The sequence below is a fragment of the Spirabiliibacterium falconis genome (assembly GCF_014885015.1).
GTDB classification, from domain to species: domain Bacteria; phylum Pseudomonadota; class Gammaproteobacteria; order Enterobacterales; family Pasteurellaceae; genus Spirabiliibacterium; species Spirabiliibacterium falconis.
In genome coordinates, this window is record NZ_JABMIJ010000006.1 from 306797 (window position 1) to 326484 (window position 19688).

Annotated in this window: 14 protein-coding genes; 8 read left to right on the top strand and 6 right to left on the bottom strand. The window is 42.1% G+C overall.

Annotated elements, in window-relative coordinates:
- Nucleotides 1-71 precede the first annotated feature (71 nt).
- The 5 genes from sucA (at nt 72) to HPC40_RS04110 (ending at nt 7601) form a co-directional block, all read left to right on the top strand.
- Nucleotides 72-2882, top strand: a complete 2811-nt coding sequence (gene sucA / locus HPC40_RS04090) for a 2-oxoglutarate dehydrogenase E1 component (RefSeq protein ID WP_208118210.1) — start codon at nt 72-74, stop codon at nt 2880-2882.
- Nucleotides 2883-2911: 29 nt separating this feature from the next.
- The gene (odhB, locus tag HPC40_RS04095; protein ID WP_208118211.1) at nt 2912-4123 is read left to right on the top strand and encodes a 2-oxoglutarate dehydrogenase complex dihydrolipoyllysine-residue succinyltransferase; all 1212 of its coding nucleotides are present in this window, start codon (nt 2912-2914) and stop codon (nt 4121-4123) included.
- Between the two features lie 74 nt (nt 4124-4197).
- Nucleotides 4198-5364, top strand: coding sequence for an ADP-forming succinate--CoA ligase subunit beta (gene sucC / locus HPC40_RS04100; protein WP_208118212.1), 1167 nt, complete (start codon nt 4198-4200; stop codon nt 5362-5364).
- Nucleotides 5364-6233: a succinate--CoA ligase subunit alpha gene (sucD, locus tag HPC40_RS04105; RefSeq protein WP_208118213.1), complete on the top strand. Its 870-nt coding sequence runs from the start codon at nt 5364-5366 to the stop codon at nt 6231-6233. Before sucC ends, sucD begins: the two co-directional genes overlap by 1 nt.
- A 102-nt stretch (nt 6234-6335) precedes the next feature.
- Nucleotides 6336-7601, top strand: coding sequence for an O-acetylhomoserine aminocarboxypropyltransferase/cysteine synthase family protein (locus tag HPC40_RS04110; RefSeq protein ID WP_208118214.1), 1266 nt, complete (start codon nt 6336-6338; stop codon nt 7599-7601).
- Nucleotides 7602-7649: 48 nt separating this feature from the next.
- Here HPC40_RS04110 and HPC40_RS04115 read toward each other — a convergent pair whose 3' ends face one another.
- From HPC40_RS04115 to HPC40_RS04130, 4 genes are all read right to left on the bottom strand, one after another.
- Nucleotides 7650-8378, bottom strand: coding sequence for a carbohydrate-binding family 9-like protein (locus HPC40_RS04115; RefSeq protein WP_208118215.1), 729 nt, complete (start codon nt 8376-8378; stop codon nt 7650-7652).
- 45 nt (nt 8379-8423) lie between these two features.
- Nucleotides 8424-11438: a chondroitinase family polysaccharide lyase gene (locus HPC40_RS04120; RefSeq protein WP_208118216.1), complete on the bottom strand. Its 3015-nt coding sequence runs from the start codon at nt 11436-11438 to the stop codon at nt 8424-8426.
- A gap of 213 nt (nt 11439-11651) precedes the next feature.
- Nucleotides 11652-12488: a formyltetrahydrofolate deformylase gene (purU, locus tag HPC40_RS04125; protein WP_208118217.1), complete on the bottom strand. Its 837-nt coding sequence runs from the start codon at nt 12486-12488 to the stop codon at nt 11652-11654.
- A 69-nt stretch (nt 12489-12557) separates the two neighbouring features.
- Nucleotides 12558-12965 (bottom strand): H-NS family histone-like protein, encoded by a 408-nt coding sequence (locus HPC40_RS04130; RefSeq protein WP_208118218.1) that lies wholly within the window; start codon nt 12963-12965, stop codon nt 12558-12560.
- Between the two features lie 320 nt (nt 12966-13285).
- Between HPC40_RS04130 and HPC40_RS04135 the strand changes: the two genes are divergently transcribed.
- The 3 genes from HPC40_RS04135 (at nt 13286) to ilvN (ending at nt 17232) form a co-directional block, all read left to right on the top strand.
- Nucleotides 13286-14821: a Na+/H+ antiporter NhaC family protein gene (locus HPC40_RS04135; protein ID WP_208118219.1), complete on the top strand. Its 1536-nt coding sequence runs from the start codon at nt 13286-13288 to the stop codon at nt 14819-14821.
- 202 nt (nt 14822-15023) lie between these two features.
- Nucleotides 15024-16748: an acetolactate synthase 3 large subunit gene (locus tag HPC40_RS04140; protein WP_208118220.1), complete on the top strand. Its 1725-nt coding sequence runs from the start codon at nt 15024-15026 to the stop codon at nt 16746-16748.
- Nucleotides 16741-17232, top strand: coding sequence for an acetolactate synthase small subunit (gene ilvN / locus HPC40_RS04145; RefSeq protein ID WP_208118221.1), 492 nt, complete (start codon nt 16741-16743; stop codon nt 17230-17232). The genes HPC40_RS04140 and ilvN overlap by 8 nt, the downstream gene beginning before the upstream one ends.
- A gap of 50 nt (nt 17233-17282) precedes the next feature.
- Here ilvN and aroA read toward each other — a convergent pair whose 3' ends face one another.
- Nucleotides 17283-18584, bottom strand: a complete 1302-nt coding sequence (gene aroA, locus HPC40_RS04150; RefSeq protein ID WP_208118222.1) for a 3-phosphoshikimate 1-carboxyvinyltransferase — start codon at nt 18582-18584, stop codon at nt 17283-17285.
- 1 nt (nt 18585) lies between these two features.
- Entirely contained in the window at nt 18586-19683 is a 1098-nt protein-coding gene (gene hisC, locus HPC40_RS04155) for a histidinol-phosphate transaminase (RefSeq protein ID WP_208118223.1), read from the bottom strand.
- Between the last annotated feature and the right edge of the window lie 5 nt (nt 19684-19688).

A 19688-nucleotide genomic window follows, 5' to 3' on the forward strand; every position in this document is an offset into this window, starting at 1 on the left:
TACATACTCGTGTGTTGGAAGATAATAAGCGGTAAACTAACCCATAAACGTGGATAGAAAAGGTCTAATTTATGCAACAAAATAATGCAATGCAAGACTGGATTGATAGCAGTGCCCTTAGTGGCAGCAATCAAAGTTACATTGAACAACTTTACGAAGATTACTTGAACGACCCCAACAGCATCGACGCTAGCTGGCGTGACATTTTTAACCAATGGCCGAGCCCACAATCCCCCGAACAAGCCCATAGCCCTGTGCGAGACTATTTCCGAGAGCTTGCGCGTGAAAATGTGAATAAAAAAGGCACGCATACCATTATCGATCCAAGTGCAAGCCAACGTTTAGTGCGTGTATTGCAATATATTAACGCATACCGTTACCGTGGTCATTTGCGTGCGGATCTTGATCCATTAAAAATGTGGCAACGCCTCTCTGTTCCCAATTTAGACTATCAATTCTATGGATTAGACGATAAAAACCTTGATGAAGAGTTTAATATTGGACGCTATGTTTACGATCAAGAAAATATTACATTACGCGAATTGTCTGAAAAATTACACGCCACCTATTGCGGCACTATCGGACTTGAATTTATGCACGTCCATAATGTCGAAATGCGTGACTGGCTACAAAAGAAAATGGAAGCACGCATCGCCAAACCGCACTTTAGTCAAGCTGAAAAAATCACGTATCTGCAAGAGCTTACAGCCGCAGAAGGGCTAGAACGTTATTTAGGTGCAAAATTCCCAGGTGCAAAACGTTTTTCTCTAGAAGGAAGTGATGCGTTCATTCCACTCATGAAAGAGATTATTCGCCATGCAGGTAAATTTGGTGCAAAAGATATTGTGATGGGGATGGCGCACCGTGGGCGGTTGAATATGCTAGTCAACGTGCTAGGAAAAAAACCGATTGAGCTGTTTGATGAATTTGCAGGAAAACACAGTAATGAAGAACGCACTGGCGATGTAAAATATCACCAAGGCTTTTCCTCTAATTTCCATACAGATAACGGAGATGTGCATTTATCACTTGCCTTTAACCCGTCCCATTTAGAAATTGTCAGTCCTGTGGTTATCGGTTCAGTACGTTCCCGCCAAGCACGTTTAGGTGATATAGAACATGATAAAGTGCTTGGTATTACCGTGCATGGCGATTCTGCGGTGACTGGACAAGGTATTGTGCAAGAAACCCTCAATATGTCTGCAACCCGTGGCTATACGATTGGGGGCACTATTCGTGTTGTGATCAATAACCGTATTGGTTTCACGACCTCTTATCGCGGTGATACCCGCTCAACTGAATACTGCACAGATATTGCTAAAATGGTGGACGCACCAGTTATCCACGTCAACGGTGATGATCCTGAAGCCGTTGTCTATGCTGCGCGTATGGCAGTGGAATTCAGAGCTAAATTTAAACGTGATATTTTCATTGATTTGGTCTCTTATCGCCGCCATGGTCATAATGAAGCGGATGAACCTTCTGCCACGCAGCCAATGATGTATAAAGCCATCAAAAAACATCCAACCCCACGCAAAGTGTATGCTGATCGTTTAATTGCAGAAAATGTAGTTAGCGATGATCAAACATTTGAAATGATCAATGAATATCGTGATGCATTAGACAATGGCGAACGTGTCGTGAAAGAGTGGCGAGAACTGGACCGCACTTCACTTAGTTGGCTGCCATATCTTAACCACGATTGGACAACCGCTTATGACAGCACATTCGACAAAGAGCGGTTTATGGCTCTGGCAAAAAAAGTGTGCATGTATCCACAAACGCACAAATTGCATAATCGTGTGAAAAAAATCTATCAAGATCGTGAGTTAATGGCAGCGGGTGAAAAACCACTAGATTGGGGAATGGCTGAAATTATGGCCTATGCTACGCTACTTGATGATGGCAATGCTATTCGCCTGTCTGGTGAAGATTCAGGACGCGGAACCTTTTTCCACCGCCATGCGGTTATGCACAATCAAGAAGACGGCACATACTATATTCCACTGCAACACTTGCACCAACAGCAAGGTCGCTTTGAAGTCTGGGATTCGGTATTATCTGAAGAAGCTGTGCTCGCCTATGAATACGGTTATGCCACCTCAGATCCCAAAACATTGGTTATTTGGGAAGCCCAATTCGGGGATTTTGCCAATGTTGCCCAAGTGGTTATTGATCAATTTATCAGCTCAGGTGAACAAAAATGGGGCAGAATGTGTGGTTTGACCATGCTATTACCGCATGGTTATGAAGGACAAGGACCAGAACACTCCTCTGCTCGCTTAGAACGTTATTTACAATTGTGCGCAGAGCAAAATATTCAAGTGTGTGTGCCATCAACACCTGCACAGGTTTACCATATGTTGCGTCGTCAAATGTTACGCCCAATGCGCAGACCATTGATTGCATTAACACCAAAATCACTACTACGCCACCCGCTCGCCATTTCAGACATGGATGAATTATTAAATGGCACATTCCAAACTGTGCTGCCAGAGGTGGACGCATTAGATCCAAACGGCATAAAACGTGTGGTATTGTGTGCAGGTAAAGTGTATTACGACTTACTGGAAAAACGACGTGAGAAAGAGCAAACCGATGTGGCAATTATTCGCATTGAACAACTCTATCCTTACCCAACTCAAGATGTGCAAGCTATTTTAGCACCTTATCAACACGTCAACGATTTTATTTGGTGTCAAGAAGAGCCGCTCAATCAAGGGGCTTGGTATTGTAGCCAGCATAACTTCCGTACATCATTGCCTGATGGCGCAAGTTTAAATTATGTCGGGCGAGCTGCATCAGCTTCTCCTGCCACAGGTTTTGCCTCATTACATAATGCGCAGCAAAAAGCATTAGTTGAGCAAGCCTTAACGGTATAACTGAATTTATATAAAATAAGGATTAGAAAATGAGTACAATCGAAATCTTAACCCCCGTCTTACCAGAATCTGTTGCTGATGCAAGTGTTGCCACATGGCATAAAAAAGTGGGCGACAGCGTTGCGCGTGATGAAATTATTGTAGAAATTGAAACCGATAAAGTCGTGCTAGAAGTGCCTGCAACCGCCGACGGTGTCATTGAAAGTATTTTAGAAGAAGAAGGGGCTACCGTAACCAGCAGTCAAATTCTTGGTAAACTAAGCCCTCAATCTACGGCTGGTACGCAAACCAGTGCCACAGTAGAAAGCGCAGAAGCAACTCCTGCACAACGCCACGGTGCTGCCATTGACGACGAAAGTAGCAATGAGAGTATTAGCCCATCAGTACGCCGCTTGCTTGCTGAACACAATGTCGATGCAAACCACATTAAAGGAACTGGTGTAGGGGGGCGCATCACCCGAGAAGACGTGCAGGCATATATTGAAAAAACACAAAGTGCGGTTCACTCTGGAGGAACCGATAGTTCCGTTGCTCTGGCAAATCGCAGTGAAAAACGTGTTCCAATGACACGCTTGCGTAAACGGGTTGCAGAACGTTTACTTGAAGCGAAAAATTCTACCGCAATGCTTACCACCTTCAATGAGGTGGATATGTCGCCAATCATGCAATTGCGTAAAACCTACGGCGAACAATTTGAAAAACGTAACGACATTCGCTTAGGTTTTATGTCATTCTATATCAAAGCCGTTGTAGAAGCCCTAAAACGCTATCCTGAAGTAAACGCTTCCATTGACGGTGATGATATCGTTTATCACAATTATTTTGATATTTCCATCGCCGTATCAACGCCTCGTGGGCTGGTTACTCCAGTATTGAAAGACTGCGACAAACTCTCTATGGCAGAAATTGAGAAAAAAATCAAAGAATTAGCAATCAAAGGACGTGATGGCAAACTGACCGTAGAAGAACTCACGGGCGGTAACTTTACCATTACCAACGGTGGCGTGTTCGGCTCATTAATGTCAACCCCAATCATTAATCCACCACAAAGTGCCATTTTAGGTATGCACGCGATTAAAGAACGCCCTGTTGCAGTCAATGGTGAAGTTGTTATTAGACCAATGATGTATTTAGCATTGTCTTACGATCATCGCTTAATTGACGGTCGCGAATCTGTTGGCTTTTTAGTAACCATTAAAGAATTACTCGAAGATCCAACACGCATTCTACTTGAAATTTAATAATACCTTATTGGTAGGCATAACATCGTTATGCCTACATTTACTTTTGCCCTAAAACGACGAAAGGATAAACTATGAATCTACACGAATATCAAAGCAAACAGCTTTTTTCCCAATACCATATTCCCGTTCCCGATGGTTATGCCTGCAAAACAATAGACGAACTACTCGAGGCCGCCGATAAACTCGGTGACTCACGTTTGGTGATCAAATGTCAAGTCCATGCAGGCGGGCGAGGCAAAGCGGGTGGCGTGAAATTAGTCAATAGCAAAGAAGATATTCGTGCATTTGCAACACAATGGTTTGGCAAAAACCTCGTAACTTTTCAAACCGATAAACATGGTCAGCCCGTTAATACCATTTATCTTGAACGTTGCTCCGCAATTGCCAAAGAATTATACCTAAGTGCGGTTTTAGATCGTAGCCAACAAGCAATAACATTTATGGCATCAACTGAAGGCGGAATGGATATTGAAGAAGTCGCCGAAAAATCACCCGAATTATTGCACAAGATCAGTTTTAGTCCACTTTATGGCGTACAACCTTTCCAAGCTCGTCAATTAGGCTTTGCGTTAGGATTAACTAAAGAACAGCTTAAGCAATTTACCCACTTAGTTATCCAGCTTGGTAAATTATTTGTAGAAAAAGATCTCGCACTGATTGAGGTCAATCCGCTGGTCATTTTAGACAATGGTGATCTCTTATGCCTTGATGCGAAAATTATCACTGACAGTAACGCTACATATCGTCATCCCGACCTAGAGGCTTTCAATGATCCAAGCCAAGAAGATGAACGTGAGTCACTTGCAGAAAAATGGCAATTAAATTATGTTGCGCTTGACGGAAATATCGGTTGTATGGTTAATGGTGCTGGGCTTGCCATGGGCACAATGGATATTATCAAACTGCATGGCGGCGAACCTGCTAATTTCCTTGATGTTGGCGGTGGTGCAACAAAAGAACGTGTTGCTGAAGCGTTTAAAATTATTCTATCCGATAAACACGTTAAAGCCGTACTTGTGAATATCTTCGGAGGCATTGTACGCTGTGATTTAATTGCTAACGGCATTATTGCAGCCGTCAATGAAGTGGGCGTGACAATTCCCGTGGTAGTCCGTCTCGAAGGAAATAATGCAGAAAACGGACGCAATATTCTCGCCCAAAGTGGGCTAAATATCATTGCAGCCAATAGTCTTACAGAAGCTGCACAACGTGTCGTTGCCGCAGCGGAGGGAAAATAATGTCTATTTTAATTGATAAAAATACAAAAGTGATCTGTCAAGGATTTACAGGTGGTCAAGGTACATTCCACTCAGAGCAAGCCCTCGCTTACGGCACCCAACTGGTCGGCGGTGTCTCACCAGGCAAAGGGGGGACAACGCACTTAGGCTTGCCTGTGTTTAACACAGTCAAAGATGCCGTAAAACAAACAGGTGCAACAGCTAGCGTTATCTATGTTCCTGCGCCAGGCTGTAAAGATGCCATTTTAGAAGCCATTGATGCAGGAATTGAGCTTGTAATCTGTATCACAGAAGGTATTCCAACCTTAGATATGCTTGCGGTAAAACAACGCTTAAATGAAACTGGTGTACGAATGATCGGGCCAAACTGCCCTGGTGTTATCACACCTGACGAATGCAAAATCGGCATTATGCCTGGTGATATTCATAAAAAAGGTAAAGTTGGCATCGTTTCACGCTCAGGTACATTAACCTATGAAGCCGTCAAACAAACGACCGATTGTGGACTTGGGCAATCAAGCTGTGTAGGAATTGGGGGTGATCCTATCCCTGGCTCGAGCTTTATTGATATTTTAGCGTTATTTGAGCGCGACCCTGAAACGCAAGCGATTGTGTTAATTGGTGAAATTGGTGGAAGCGCAGAAGAAGAAGCAGCGGCATATATCAAAGCGAATGTTAGCAAACCTGTTGTTGCCTATATCGCAGGCGTTACAGCCCCGAAAGGCAAACGAATGGGGCATGCAGGTGCCATTATCAGTGGCGGCAAAGGCACTGCTGATGATAAATTCCGTGCACTTGAAGACGCTGGCGTCACCACCGTTCGTAGCCTTGCTGACATCGGCGAAGCAGTGAAAAAAGTACTTAGCTAACACTCATTGCTAGAGCAAACCGCACTTTATATAAAGTGCGGTTTTTTCGTAAAGCGAGTTGCGGTACACTAAAAGCCTCTTACCATCCCTTTTGGAGTATTTATGAAAGCAGAAACCATCGCCCTTCACGCAGGTTATACCCCTGAGCAAACCACCAAAGCAGTGGCAGTGCCCATTTACCAAACTGCCAGTTATGCCTTTGATGACACCCAGCATGGAGCAGATTTATTTGATTTAAAAACCCCGGGTAATATCTATACTCGCATTATGAACCCAACAACTGCTGTACTAGAAGAGCGTATCGCACAGCTTGAAGGCGGCATTGCCGCACTTGCCGTATCGAGTGGTATGGCTGCAATTATGTATGCCGTTGAAGCCTTAGTGGAAAGTGGCGATAATATTATCGCAAGTCGCACATTATACGGCGGCACTTACACCTATTTCACTCAGACCTTGAAAAAACAAGGGGTTGAAGTGCGGTTTTTTGATCCAAATAATCCCGATGAAATCACCGCACTTTCAGATAACAATACCAAATTGGTCTATTGTGAAAGTATCGGCAACCCTGCAATTAATGTGATCGATATTCCAACCGTATCTGATTTGGCACATCAATGCGGCGTACCTTTAATTGTTGATAATACCGTCCCGTCCCCTGTGTTATGCAAACCTTTGCAATTGGGAGCCGATATTGTGGTTCATTCTCTGACCAAATACATCGGAGGGCATGGCACAACAATTGGCGGTGCCATCATTGATGGCGGTACATTTAATTGGAAGCAAAACACACGTTTTACCCAATTTAACACGCCCGATCCATCCTATCATGGCATTACTTATTGTGAACATTTTGGCAATGCCGCCTATATTGCCTATTTACGCGTAGTTGCGCTACGCAATTCAGGTGCCGCATTGAGCCCAATGAATGCCTTTTTATTACTACAAGGGCTGGAAACATTAAGCCTGCGTATGGAGCGTCATTGCGAAAACGCCATCCGTGTAGCAAATTTTCTCGCAAATCATCCAAACGTTTCATGGGTAAATTATCCTGCTTTGCCTGATAGCCCATATTATGCACTCATCCAACGTGATTTCGCGGGTAAAGCCTCTGGATTACTGAGTTTTGGTATCAAAGGCGGGCGTGAGGCTGGGGCTGCATTCATTGATAAATTGAAACTGATTATACGCTTAGTGAATATTGGTGATGCTAAATCGCTTGCCTGCCACCCTGCTAGCACCACCCATCGCCAAATGAGTGATCAAGAATTAACGGCTGCTGGCGTTGGTGCAGATATGGTGCGCCTAAGTGTCGGTATTGAACATATTGACGACATCATCGCCGATCTTGCTCAAGCACTTGAAACATGATGACCATAAAAAACCGCACGTTAAAGTGCGGTTTTGTTTTGTTGGCGATTATTTTTTCGGCTCTAACACGAATTTACCGAATGATGAATTGATATGGAAATTCGGTTTTTCCGTTTGCGGATTGATCCAAGTAATCCAATCGGCTCGTTCTTTGCCTTTTCCTTCAATAATACTAAATTCTGCACGATACACCCCAGCTTGAATAGTATTATCTTTCACCAATCCTAAATCATTAAGCTCTTTTAAGGAAATTTGCCCTTCAACAACATAGCCATTATCAGTGCGTTCACCTTTTAGCTCAAGTGAATTTGGATTCCACGCAGCATCAACATTTTTCTGTACATCACGCAACATGGATAATGCACGTCCTTTAAAATCCATCTCCAATGCCATATATTTTGGATAACTACCATCAGCATTCGCCTGATCGATTGCACCTGGTGCCATAAAGAGTTCAACGCGATCTTCACGGGCAACCATCCACTCATGATCAGTTTGATCATACACTACAACATTTGGATCAACGACATCGAAGGCAAAATAGAGATTTTTATCATCGTGATATGCTTTAAATGATGTTGATGGCATTTTATCTTCAACCCATGGGTTAGAAAAATCCGTGATTGCCGCAACATCTTTCCACACGGCATCATTTAATTTTCCATCAAGCACAGGGGCTTTGTCGTTATATACCACATTATAACTATCCCCAGTATTAGCTGCATACACATTCGCGGCTAATGCGCAGGTTAATAATGATAAAGTCAATTTTTTCATACACTCTCCTTGGATAAATGTAGCAACTGTTGCTACTGTTATTGGTTATTTCACCTCTGTTAATTGTATTTGGCACGGTGTCGCATCACGCGTTGTTGTGCTTAGCGTTGTATTAGCACCATCAAGTGCGGTTTTGGCACACGCTGACCGCACTTTAAGTTGCCATTGTCCTTTTAATGTCACTTGAGAGTGCTGCTCTTGTGACTCATTAGCACGCCATTGGCGAGAATACACGCTCACTTCCACTTGCTTTCCGTTGTTAAGTTGATCACTTTCCACACCTTGATAGAACGCTAAATCAGGATTAAGCACCGAGACATCTAATTGTTTGTCATGCACTTTCGTCATCACCATCAGCGGATTATTCGCACTCAGTACTACTCCACCTTGATTTTGTTCCCCTTTTTCAAAGAAAGCATAACCCTCCATACCTGTTTTTTCATCACGTACAGCATGCAATTTCTCGGTGCGTGCAAGCACGTGATAAGCGGGTCGCTGCGGCATGTGAGGTTCAACTACAATAGCATACTCATAACCTGCATTTTTGGGTGCTTTACCATGATTGATCACAGCCGTAGCAAACTTGCCTTCAGTTTCTTTATCATTGCGCCCATCTAAAGATTTTTGTACTTGATAAGTTATATTAATGCGCTGTCCTTTCGGCACATAATAGTAGTTACCCGCAGGATCAACCAACGTTAATGCCTCACCATCAAATTGCATCGACTCACCCAATTTGTTCACTTCTGTGCCATTGACTAAAATAGGCTGATTGTTCGCAACTGCATATTGGAGCAAGGTTGTTTCTGTTGGATGTTGCATATCATCATCTTGAATATTTGAACCCAATGCCACAATACGATTATCAAACATAAAATACGATTTATTAGCAGTAAAGGATTCTTGTTGATACTTACTGTGACCATGCAACTTCACCGCATACATACTGTTATTATCCAACGCATTAGCACCTGCATAGGTTTCCGTCGATAGTAACATTTCCTCTAATCCAGCCGCTGGCAACTGCTTAAGTTGTGATTTTAATTGCTCAAATGGTAATTGAATTGTCGTCGTACCTGGGAAACGATTCCAATTCCAACCATTATAGCTAAAGGCGTATTTGCTAAAATCTGACGGAATTAGCTCGAGCTGACCATATTGTAAATAACGCCCATAACGGTTATTGGCTTCATAGCTTTCATTGCCCACCAAATAACGACTAAACCCACGCGCAACAGCTAACCACGATTTTTTCGCATCTTCGCCATGACGACGTTGTAATGCCATAGAAGCATAATTCATTGCCCAAGCACCTTGCGGCTCTTCAATTGCTGGCACGCCTTCAAATGCTTTTTCGCCTTTCAATGCCGCATAAATACCCGCAAAGGTTTTATTAATGCGTTTTGGATTATCCACTTCTCCTGCAAGTGCCATCCATTTAAAGGGGGTATCTGCAATTTTAAATTTACCTGTTGGATGCCGCCCACTAAGCACCACAGGAATATTCATATCTTTGGTGTAAACCCACATTTTATAAAGCACATCATTAAGGCGTTTATGCGCCTCAGGACTGATGGCATAATCCGTGCCACTTAACACATAAATTGTCGGAGCAAGGCCATTAAAGGCATCTTTTGCATAAGCGGTATAGTGTTGTGAATGGTGAAAAATTGAGCCGTCAGGCTTAAAGCCACCAGACACGCCTTTCGATTGTAAAATCGTTTTACTCAACCAGTTAGACAGTTGTGTTAAAAGAGCTTCACGTTGTGCCATATCTGGAATTAAAAGAATACTTTTTACCATCCATTGCAATTGGGTATTTAAAATATCGACATTAGCAGAAACAATTTCCTCATCACTTTCAAAAATGCGTCCTGTGCCGTTATACCACATCATTGCACCTTGTGCTTGCTCCAGCAAATTATTCTCTGCCAGCAAATCACGCGCAATAAACCAAGCATCAAACATTTCTCGAGATTGATAGCCTAAATGCGTAATAATTTGATACCCACTGCCTCGCACAAAACCTTGATCAAAGATATACTGTGTAGCAAGTAAAAACGCCTGTTCTAACTGTTGCTTATCAACCGCACTTAGGTTTTTGGCTTGTAATAATTTTGCAGTTTGTAGCAATGTTTTGCCGAGCTCTCGCATCTGGATTGCATCAAGATAGAAATCTTGTGCCTTTTTATCAAAAACATCGGCATTTTTCATAAATTTTTGACGCGCAGGAAAATCCATACTTTTGCCTAAAATATGCCCTTGCTCGTCACGATAAATGCCAAATTTAGCATAAACGTTTAGATTTTCTTGAATTTTATCCGCCCCTACGTCTGCTTGACTAACGCCCATCACAGTGGCAAATTTTTCATATAATGCGTGTGTTTTGCCTTGATCACTAAATGGGGTATTAAAGTTCAAGTGCGGTATGTGTTTGCTAAGCATATCATCGTACATCAACAACCCATTCCAGTTTTTATTCACCGAAGTATTGACTTTTACATTCACAAAACGGGCTTGGTAATCAGGGATAGGATCTCGATTATCAACGGGAATATTCAACATGATCTGATCAAAAAAGACCTTTCCTGCTTGATTGGGGGCTTTTATCATCACGCTATCGGCACGGTTTACGGCATCACCTTTCATATCCCGAAATGGCACCGCAACACCCCGCCACCCTGTAAAATTCAAATTAAACTCAAATTGTTTAACCGTTTTATCACCTTGCTTGAACGTAAACGTAAACGGGGCATCAATTGCTTTTGAATTATAAATCCAAGCCATAAATGTGCGAGGCAAAATCGTATCATCATTGCTTAAATCAATTGCTATGTTAAGTGTTAACGTATCATTTGCTGGAAACGCCCACGCGAGGGAATGCGAACCATCTTTAAAATGTTCCTGACTTAAATATAATTTTCCCGCATCGGCATTAAATGCTGATATATCCTGTTGTTCAAAGCTGTATTGAGGAAATGGTATTTCAGTTGCTACAACAGCACTTGAGGCAACCGCACTTGCTACAATGCAGTAAGCCAAGCTCATTTTTTTAACCATGGCACTCTCCTAACATCATACACATTATGATGAGAACGGATTTACGTTTATTTTCGATTAGTAAATATAATAAGTAGTCGAAACAAAAAGAAAAGAAAGAAAAATGAATTATTAGAGTTAGATCACAAAAAATATGGTTTTATAAAATCACATTTCAAAAAAAAGCAAACCGCACTTATAAAGTGCGGTTTATGCAATAGGAAAGAGCGGATATTAAAAGACAACGGTTCGATTTTGATAAACAAAAATGCGATCTTGTAATGCCAGATCTAATGCTTGAGTCAGCACACTTTTCTCTACATCGCGCCCTGCTTTCATCATCGCTTGTGCATCGTAGGTGTGATCAACATTAATCACATTTTGTCGAATAATTGGGCCTTGATCGAGCTCATTATTGATAAAATGTGCGGTAGCACCAATGATCTTAACACCACGCTCATAGGCCTGTTGATAAGGTTTAGCCCCAATAAATGCAGGTAAAAAAGAGTGGTGAATGTTAATCACACGATTTGGATAGCGTTCCACAAATTTAGGATTTAATACTCTCATATATTTCGCAAGCACAATATAATCAGGCTGATATTCATCAATTTTATTGGCTAATAGTTCATCGTGTTGCTCACGTGTCAAATTTTGATGGCTAATATAATGAAATGGAATATCAAAACGTTCAACTAACTGTTTAAGGGTTTCGTGATTACCAATAACAGCTGCAATCTCCGCATCTAATGCCCCGTAATAATTTTTCATTAAAATATCACCAAGACAGTGTGCTTCTTTAGTTACCAATATAACCAAACGTTTTCGTTTCCGAGTTACTAATTGGTATTTCGCCCCTTCTGGCAAGGCCAATTGCAAATCTGCTAATAAGACCTCATCATTAAAAATACCTGTTAACTCAGTACGCATAAAAAAGCGTTTGCTCACGTTATCCACATATTCACTATTATGTGTAATATTTAATTGATGCTTATAGCAAATATTCGTTATATTGGCGACTAATCCTTTTGCATCACGACAATCTGTCAGCAAAATTTTATGTTCAATCATAGAAAATCCTATAAAATACAAAAAATAAACCCTTATAATAAGGGTTTATTGGCTTATTATAATAGTTAATTAAATTTCAAAATCAGCGAGTGCTTTACCCGCATCAAGTGCTTTTTGAATTATTTTTGGGGTACGACCTTGCCCTGTCCACGTTTTTTGCTTACCACTTTCATCGGTATATTGATACTTTGCTTTACGCGGTGTACGTTTTTTCCGTCCTTTATTTGTCACATCTCGTAGTAACATTTCAGCCAGTTCTTCTGGATTTAAACCACTTTGTTCTAATTGTGATTTTAATGCTGCGATTTTTTCTTGACGTGCTTTTTCTTGTGCTTCAACTTCACGCAACTCTTCTTTTTTCTCATCAAGAATCTGTGTTAATTTTTCAATTATATTCTCCAACTGCTCAACTGTTAATTCCTTTAATGAGACACGAAGACTACGAATATTTGATAATTTTTTAATAAGATCAGACATACTATTTCCTATTTTTAGACCAACATTTTTTACGAAATATAATGTAATTTATTATAAATATCAACTTTATTCTTACGAGAATAACGCAAATTAACACAATGTAATAATAACCGCACTTTATGTTAAAACCGCTGTCATTTTATGTTGGCTATTGTATGATTTTTACTTGATTTTTCGCTATTTTATTGTACGCTCTCAACGTGCGGTTTCTCCACTTTCTGATTTCCATAATAATGACTCATGATAAATGTCATCACGAAATCAAAAAGTAACGTGCATTTTTATTAACCTAATATTGGAACAAACTATACGGATGTTTTATGCAACTAATTGATTTTTCATCTTCTTTCTGGGCGGTATTGCCACCCTTACTGGCACTTTCACTTGCCATACTAACACGTCGAGTCCTGCTTTCTTTAAGTGCCGGGATTATCATTGGCGGATTAATGTTAACCGATTGGAATCCTATCAATGCAGGCATTTATATTAAAAATAGCGTATTATCGCTCGTTTATGGTGATGATGGCTTAAATTTTGATAGCTTAAATATTATCATTTTCCTGCTTCTCTTGGGGGCATTAACCTCACTTTTGACCGTATCAGGCAGTAATCAGGCCTTTGCCGCTTGGGCACAAAAACATATTAAAAATCGCCGTGGCGCAAAAATGCTCACCGCTGGTTTGGTCTTTTTTACGTTTATTGACGATTATTTCCACAGTCTTGCCGTCGGTGCTATTGCCCGCCCTGTCGCTGATAAATTTAAAATTTCGCGTCCAAAACTGGCTTATATTTTGGACTCTACCGCAGCCCCGATGTGTGTCTTAATGCCAATTTCAAGTTGGGGAGCATACATTATGACCTTAGTTGCTGGCTTATTAGCAACGCATGCGATTACGGACTACTCTCCAATCGGTGCCTTTGTCAGCATGAGTTTAATGAATTATTACGCCATTTTTGCACTCATTACGGTATTTATCGTTGCTTGGTTCTCATTTGATATTGGCTCAATGGCACGTTTTGAACGTGAAACACTGGAAAAGCAAAGTGCGGTTGAACACGTTGATGATGGTGTGAAAGGGCGTGTTTATGCGTTGATTTTACCGATTATTACCTTAATTATCGTTACCGTTGGAATGATGATCCACACAGGGGCCGACGCTCTCAGCGCAGATGGCAAACCATTCTCTATTCTTGGCGCATTTGAAAATACCACCGTGGGTATCTCACTGGTCGTCGGTGGCTGTGCCTCATATCTCGTAGCTACGCTATGTACACTTGGTTTAATTAGCCTGCCAGACTTCATCAAATCTATTTTTGTGGGCTTTAAATCAATGTCTGGCGCAATTACGATCCTCTTTTTTGCTTGGACAATCAATGCCATTGTTGGTGATATGAACACAGGTAAATATCTTTCCTCATTGGTCACAGAAGGTGGCTTAAACGCACAATTCTTACCTGCACTCCTTTTCGTGTTAGCCGTTGTGATGGCATTTTCAACTGGTACGAGCTGGGGTACATTTGGCATTATGCTCCCAATTGCCGCCTCAATGGCTGCCAATGCAGATCCGAGTTTAATGCTGCCTTGTATGTCTGCGGTAATGGCAGGAGCGGTATGCGGTGATCATTGCTCGCCTGTATCAGACACCACTATTTTGTCTTCTACGGGGGCGGCGTGTAATCACATTGATCACGTGACCACTCAGCTACCTTATGCCTTAATTGTGGCAACCGCTGCTTTTGTTGGATTTCTAACATTGGGCTTTAGCACCTCTAGCCTGCTTGGCTTTGTCGTAACCGCACTTTGCCTAATGATTCTATTGGTCATCTTTAAAGCAAAACAACGCACTGTGCAATAAAAATTAAATTCTACTAATTTTATAAAATGCGATATTTATATCGCATTTTTTTATTATCCCCACCTTTAATTTTATAAAATATCGTATTACCAAGTTATAAAGTATAAAAATCCAAAATAATCAAATTAACCATATAAAAAATCACTGGACATCTTCTAAGCTTTATCGTAAAACTAAATCAAATAAACAAAAAGGAGCGACTATGAAAAAATTGTCTGGTGCTGAAATTATTGTACAAGCACTGCAAGATCAAGGCGTAAAGTATGTTTTTGGTTATCCTGGTGGATCTGTGCTGGATATTTATGATGCCATTCAAACCCACGGCGGCATTGATCATATCTTAGTCCGTCATGAACAAGCAGCTGTGCATATGGCAGACGGTTATGCACGCGCCACAGGTGAAGTCGGCTGCGTGTTAGTGACCTCAGGACCAGGCGCAACCAATGCGATCACTGGCATTGCTACCGCTTATATGGACTCCATCCCGATGGTTGTATTTTCAGGGCAAGTGCGGTCAGCCTTAATTGGCTCGGATGCCTTCCAAGAGTGCGATATGGTCGGCATCTCTCGCCCTGTGGTTAAACATAGTTTTTTAGTAAAACGTACAGAAGACCTGGCCGCGACCATTAAAAAAGCATTTTATCTTGCCGCTTCAGGTCGCCCTGGTCCTGTCGTCATTGATCTGCCCAAAGATGTGGTTAATCCTGCGTATAAAATTCCATATCAATACCCAGAGCAAATTAGCCTGCGTTCGTATAACCCCACCTTATACGGGCATAAAGGGCAAATTAAGCGTGCATTAAAAACCATGCTTGTAGCGAAAAAGCCTGTACTCTTCATTGGTGGCGGGATTATTAGTGCCAACTGTGCTGCTGAGCTAACGGAATTCGCCCATCGCTTACATTTACCTGTGGTCAGCTCACTGATGGGGTTAGGTGGTTTTCCCGCAACAGATCAACAAAGTTTAGGCATGCTCGGCATGCACGGTACTTTTGAAGCCAATAATGCCATGCACCATAGCGATTTGATTATTGCACTCGGTGTCCGCTTTGATGATCGCACCACCAATAATCTCGAAAAATATTGCCCAAATGCCAAAGTCATTCAAGTGGATATTGATCCTACGTCAATTTCTAAAAATGTCAGTGTATATATTCCTATTGTAGGCAGTGTTGAATTTGTATTAGCCGAATTTTTATCCCTACTCAGTGACGATCAATTACTAAAATCACAGACCGCACTTTCACCTTGGTGGGAACAAATTGAGCAATGGCGTGCGAAAAACTGCCTACAATACGAGCACAAAGACGATGTTATCAAGCCTCAACAGGCGGTAGAAATGGTGTATAAGCTAACAAAAGGAAAGGCGTATATCGCGTCAGATGTTGGGCAACACCAAATGTTTACCGCACTTTATTATCCATTTGATAAACCGCGTCGCTGGATCAACTCAGGTGGGCTTGGCACAATGGGATTTGGGTTGCCAGCCGCTATGGGCGTGAAACTTGCCCATCCCGATGAAACCGTGGTGTGCGTCACGGGCGATGGCAGCATTCAAATGAATATTCAAGAGCTATCCACAGCACAGCAATACAACATTCCCATCGTCATCATTAGCCTGAACAACCGCTTTTTAGGTATGGTAAAACAGTGGCAAGATATTATCTATGCAGGGCGACACTCTCAATCTTACATGAAATCGCTACCTGATTTCGTTAAACTTGCCGAGGCCTACGGGCATAAAGGCATTCAAATTAATCACCCTGATGAGCTTGAGCCAAAGCTCAAAGAGGCCTTTGCTTGCAAAGATAAACTGGTGTTTGTGGATATTTTAGTTGATGAAACCGAACACGTTTACCCAATGCAAATTGCAGGCGGAGCAATGAATGAAATGATGTTAAGCAAAACGGAGAAAAGCCATGCGTAGAATAATTTCAGTCTTACTCGAAAATGAAACGGGTGCCCTATCGCGTGTAGTCGGGCTATTCTCGCAACGTGCCTTTAATATTGAAAGTTTAACCGTCGCACCGACCGATGACCCAACACTTTCACGTATGACCATTGAAGCCTTTGGTGAGGAAAGAGTGCTTGAACAAATCGAAAAACAGCTGCACAAGCTGGTGGATATCTACAAGGTGATGAGCTTAAGCGAATGTGAACACGTAGAGCGTGAAATTATGCTACTCAAAGCTCGTGCAAGTGGCAACACCCGCGATGAACTCAAACGCATGTCTGACATCTATCGTGGTCAAATTGTCGATATTACCCCAAAAAGTTATACTATTCAGCTTGCAGGTACAAAAGATAAGCTCAACGCCTTCGTTAACGCAGTAAAACAAGAAACTGACGTGCTGGAAATTGTACGATCAGGGCTGATTAGCCTCTCGAGAGGCGAGAAAAATTGCCTCTGACCGCACTTTAAAGCACCAACCGCACTTTGCCATCACAAAGTGCGGTTTTGTTATTTAGCTAATGCCTGAAAATCAGCAAAAAAGGTTGGAAAGGTTTTTGCTGTGCAGTTTGGGTCTAAAATTGTCACTGGCGTTTGAGAGAGTGCAACCAAGGCAAAACACATTGCCATGCGATGATCGTTATAGGTCTCAATTTCTGCATGTTGAAACTTTGTCAACGCAAGTGGTTGAATACGGATAAAGTCCTCCCCCTCTTCTACGGTTGCCCCAATTTTACGCAATTCTGTTGCCATCGCATTTAGGCGATCGGTTTCTTTCACCCTCCAGTTGGCGATATTGCGAATCACCGTTTCACCTTCGGCAAAAAGTGCGGTGGTAGCAATCGTCATTGCCGCATCAGGAATATGATTCATATCCATATCAACACCATGCAATGGTGCACAGTCCGCCTGAATAAAATCATCCCCCCACGTGATTTTCGCCCCCATTTTTTCTAGCACATCAGCGAAAAGTTTGTCGCCTTGAATGCTATTTTTACCAACCCCAATGACTCGCACGGAACCTTTCAGAGCACCTGCGGCAAGAAAATAAGAGGCAGACGATGCATCACCTTCTACTAAAAACTGCCCAGGCGATTGATAACACTGCCCGCCTTTAATGAAAAACCGTTGGTAATTTTGGTTCACGACCTGTACTCGAAATTGTGCCATCATGGCCAATGTCATATCAATATAAGGCTTAGAAACCAGATCACCGATAATCTCCACTTCGCTGTCGCCCACTGCCATCGGCATTGCCATTAAAAGTGCGGTCAAAAATTGACTTGATACGGAGCCGTCAATCTGAATTTTGCCTCCCCGCAATCCTGTATTGCGAATCGCCAGTGGTGGGAACCCCTCTTGCTCAAGATAATCAATTTCAGCCCCTGCCTGACGCAAGGCATCAACCAAGTGCGCGATAGGGCGTTCCTTCATTCTTGGCTCGCCAGTCAGCACTGTTTCAGCAACGGTATGTTGAGCATGGTGTAAACACAATGCGGCTGTCAGAGGGCGCATTGCCGTGCCTGCATTCCCTAAAAAAAGTGATAAGCCAGCGTCCAGTTGAAACGCCCCCCCAAGCCCTGTAACCCAGCACTCACGCTTATCGTCAGATAAACGGTAATCCACGCCTAGGTGTTTCAAGGCATTCAGCATATGACGCACATCATCACTATCAAGCAAGTTCGTTAAATGCGTTTCGCCTTGCGCCAGTGCTGCGAGTAACAACGCGCGATTTGATAAACTTTTTGAGCCTGGTAAACGAATTTCACCCGCCATGTGATGAATTGGGTTTAGTGTTATTTTTTCAGTCATACTACAACCCTAAAACCGCTGTTAATGCGTCAATAAAACGTTGATTTTCTTCTGGTAAGCCTATGCTAATGCGTAAATGATTTGGTAAGCCATAACCTGCAATTGGACGCACGATAACGCCCTGCTCAAGCAATTTTTGGTAAATTGGGGCGGCTGGTTGTTGCAAATTCAGCATAATAAAATTCCCTTTAGACGGCACATATTCAAGCCCTTTTTGTTCAAAAAATTGGCTTAACTGGCGCAATCCTGCTGCATTATTAGCCGCAGTTTTCTCCACAAATTCGTCATCATTAAGCACGGCTTTTGCGGCAGCCAGCGCGAGGCTATTACAATTAAAAGGTTGGCGAATGCGATTGAGCAAATCCGCCACTTCCTCACTTGACACCAGATAGCCCACACGCAAGCCTGCCAAACCATAGGCTTTAGAAAACGTGCGGCAAATAAGTAAATTTGGATAGCGACGCAATAGCTCAAATGATGGCACTCGCTCATTGGGTGCAGTAAATTCAGTGTACGCCTCGTCCAACACCACGACAATATGCGGTGGCACCTGTGCAAGAAACTCATTAATCTCCTGCGCACTTAAAAACGTGCCTGTTGGATTATTTGGATTGGCAATATAGATAACTTTGGTTTTATCTGTAATTGCGGCTAAAAAACCGTGCAAATCATGCCCATATTGTTTAGCTGGCACAATAACTTGTTTTGCATTAATGGCCTTTGACACCAGCGGATAGACAATAAATGTATATTGGGAAAAGATCACTTCATCATGCTCACTTAAGAATGTGTGAGCAGTGATTTCTAACAAATCATTTGAGCCATTGCCCAGCGTAATTTGTTTTGGATTTAGCCCAAATTTTGTCGCAATCGTTTGTTTTAATTCAAAGCCATTGGCATCAGGGTAACGTGGAAGATCATCTAACTGCGCTTGAATAGCGGCTTTCGCACTTTGTGGAAAACCAAGCGGATTTTCATTGGACGCCAGTTTCACAATATCCGTCAATCCAAGCTCGCGCGCTAATTCGTCAACAGGTTTGCCTGCTTGATAAGGTGATAGGTTTTGTACCCCAATATTGGCTTGATTTAAAAATGTCATAGTTA